This is a genomic window from Geobacillus sp. LYN3 (assembly GCF_003064505.1).
Lineage (GTDB): Bacteria > Bacillota > Bacilli > Bacillales > Anoxybacillaceae > Parageobacillus_B > Parageobacillus_B toebii.
In genome coordinates, this window is the sequence record NZ_QCWL01000001.1 from 264,779 (window position 1) to 265,007 (window position 229).

Genomic DNA, 229 nt, shown 5'->3' on the forward strand with positions numbered 1-229 from the left:
CGATTCTCGGCGTAAGTTTCGCTTGATGACAAAGTCCACGTCTTCCTTTAGGCATACGTGCACATTCGCTTCTGCATCGTTTCCTGCATCCATGCGAACAAGCAGACGAGATGAAGTCAGTTGACGAGCTCGACGGATAGCGGTGACTAAAAACGAGGGCATGTTGTCTTGCACATGTTGTTTCCCTGGACGCAACTCGGCATGAACGAGATACCCTTCCTTCCCTGCA

Annotated in this window: 1 pseudogene; it reads right to left on the reverse strand. The window is 50.7% G+C overall.

Features of this window, described 5'->3' with window-relative positions:
* Positions 1-229 (reverse strand): annotated as a pseudogene (locus tag DCC82_RS17885) (IS1380 family transposase); the annotation flags it as partial.